Raw genomic sequence first — 2,494 nt, 5'->3', positions numbered from 1 at the left:
GTAAGCGCTGTTTTCAGGCCACGGCTTTCAGTTCGTGCTTTGCGGCATAGGCCCAAGGCAGCAGGTCGTCGATCTGGCTATTTGGATGATTGTTGACGATCCTGGTGAGAACGTCTGAGAGATAGGCCAGTGGCTCGACATGGTTGAGCTTGGCAGTCTCGATGAGCGAGGCGATGGTCGCCCAGTGTTCGGCCCCGGCATCTGACCCTGCAAATAGCGCATTCTTGCGATTGAGCGCAATTGGCCTGATGGATCGTTCGACGGTGTTGGAGTCGATCTCGATCCGGCCATCGTCGATGAAGCGGCTCAAGCCGTCCCAGCGCGACAAGGCATAACGGATTGCTTCGGCGAGCTTTGTCTTCTGGCTGATGTAGCCAAGTTGTTCGCGCAGCCAGGGAGCGAGGCTGTCGATGATGGGGCGACTCTTTTCCTGACGGGCGACACGACGCTCCTCATGGGTCCGGCCACGTATCTCATCTTCGATCCTGTAAAGTTCAGCGATACGTTTGAGTGCCTCGCTGGCAATGGGTGCGGGACCGGCGGCAGCCAGTTCATAGAAGCGGCGTCGAACATGGGACCAGCAGAAGGCCAGCGACACGGTGTTCTTTGCCGCGAGCGGGCGATATCCACTGTAGCCGTCGACCTGCAGGATGCCGACGAAGCCATCGAGATGGGCCATCGGTCGTTCGCCTTTGCGATCCGGCGCATAGACATAGGCGACGCCGGGTGGATCATTTCCCTGCCACGGCCTGTCATCACGCGCATAGGCCCAGAGCTGCCCGGTCTTGGTTTTGCCACGTCCAGGGTCGAGCACCGGGGCCGTCGTCTCGTCGGCGAAGAGCTTGGACGACGACTTCAAATGATCAAGCAGCCGCTGATGAACGGGGCGAAGATGCCAGGCGGCACGACCGACCCAGTCGGCGAGCGTCGAACGGTCGAGGTCGATGCCCTGACGCTTGTAGATTTGCGCCTGGCGATAAAGTGGCAAGTGGTCAGCATATTTGGAGACCAGCACCTGGGCGACGGTAGCCTCGGTCGGAATGCCACCTTCGATCAGGCGAGCAGGAGCGGCGGCCTGGACCACGACCTCCTCGCAAGCCCGACAGGCATACTTCGGGCGGCGCACCACAAGCACGCGGAACTGGGCGGGCACAATGTCCAGCTTCTCGCTGACGTCTTCGCCGATCCGATGCAAGTCATTGTGGCAGCACGGGCAGGCATGGTCATCGATATCGACCACGATCTCGATGCGCGGCAGGTGTACTGGTAGCGAACCTCGGTTCGTGCGCCGCTTGGCGACCCGCGCCTGGCGAAGAGCGTGGGAGGCCTGCTCCTTCTCTTCCAGACCGGCAGCCTCGACCTGTTCGGCCTCTTCAAGCCCCAGCAGAAGCTGGTCTTCGGGAAGGGTCTCGGCCCGGCGGCCGAAGCGGTGGCGCTGCAATTCCTTGATGATCTGGCGAAGGCGGGCATTCTCTGCCTCGCGCGAAAGCACCATGGCTTTCAGCGCGTTGAGGTCATCCGGAAGCTCGTCTGCCGTCATTGTCATGGATCGAGAACAGCATATTTTACCGCTCGGATCGAGAGGCTGGACAGTGCTGATTCAATTGGTCGCGGCCGCTATCCAGCCTTTACCGGGATGCGCGTTTCGCTCGGCGCATGCACCCGTTTCCAGTCCAATCCCTCGAACAAAGCCGAGAACTGAGCGGCGGTCAAATGCATCGCGCCGTCCTGCATTCGAGGCCAATGGAACTCGCCATCCTCAAGTCGCTTGGCGACCAGGCACACGCCGCTGCCGTCCCAGAAGATCAGTTTGATCCGGTCCGTGCGTTTGGCCCGGAACACGTAGATCGTGCCCGAGAACGGATCGGCACCCATCTCAGCCTTTACCAGCGCCGCCAATCCTTCGGCACCTTTGCGGAAGTCGACGGGCTTGGTGGCGATCATCACCTTTACCGCACCAGACGGGCCAATCACGATTGAGCCTTCAACGCCTGGATGACGGCGGCAATGGTTGCGGCATCGGTGCCCGAGGCAATGCGCAGCATGGCTCCATCAATCTGCAATTCAATAGCCGCCTCCGGAGAAGTTCTTCTTGGCAAACGTGCCTGCCGCGCCTTCTTCGGCTCAGACTTCTCGGGTGACACGATGACCGCTGGTGCAAACATCGGCTCCTCCACGGGCACAGAAAGAACCTCACCTGGCTTTCGGGCGAGCCGTCGCCATGTGAACAATTGCTGCGGCGTCAACCCATGCCGCCGCGCCACAGAGCACACCGTCACGCCAGGTTCGCAACTCTCCGCAATGATCTGCGCCTTCTGATCGTCGCTCCATTCGCGACGACGGCCATTGCCAGTGAATACCTCGAACCGGCGCACCGGCTCATCCTTGGATTTAGGCGTAAGCTCTGAAATCGACATATGTCCAAGCCCTCTTTCGAGATTGAACATCGACAATCATAAGCTGATCCGGAAGGTGGGGTCAGGACGGCGCTTAC

The 2,494-nt window shown here is 60.4% G+C and carries 3 protein-coding genes; all 3 read right to left on the bottom strand.

Going from position 1 to position 2,494, the window contains the following annotated elements:
* Positions 1-13: 13 nt before the first annotated feature.
* Positions 14-1,546, bottom strand: a complete 1,533-nt coding sequence (gene tnpC, locus J2Y63_RS35335; protein ID WP_435269829.1) for an IS66 family transposase — start codon at positions 1,544-1,546, stop codon at positions 14-16.
* 71 nt (positions 1,547-1,617) lie between these two features.
* The gene (gene tnpB, locus J2Y63_RS35330; RefSeq protein WP_435269828.1) at positions 1,618-1,974 is read right to left on the bottom strand and encodes an IS66 family insertion sequence element accessory protein TnpB; all 357 of its coding nucleotides are present in this window, start codon (positions 1,972-1,974) and stop codon (positions 1,618-1,620) included.
* Positions 1,971-2,447: an IS66-like element accessory protein TnpA gene (gene tnpA, locus J2Y63_RS35325; protein WP_435269827.1), complete on the bottom strand. Its 477-nt coding sequence runs from the start codon at positions 2,445-2,447 to the stop codon at positions 1,971-1,973. The genes tnpB and tnpA overlap by 4 nt, the downstream gene beginning before the upstream one ends.
* Positions 2,448-2,494 lie beyond the last annotated feature (47 nt).

The sequence above is a fragment of the Shinella sp. BE166 genome (assembly GCF_051201095.1).
Lineage (GTDB): Bacteria > Pseudomonadota > Alphaproteobacteria > Rhizobiales > Rhizobiaceae > Shinella > Shinella lacus.
This window is presented reverse-complemented; position numbering and strand designations above follow the sequence as displayed.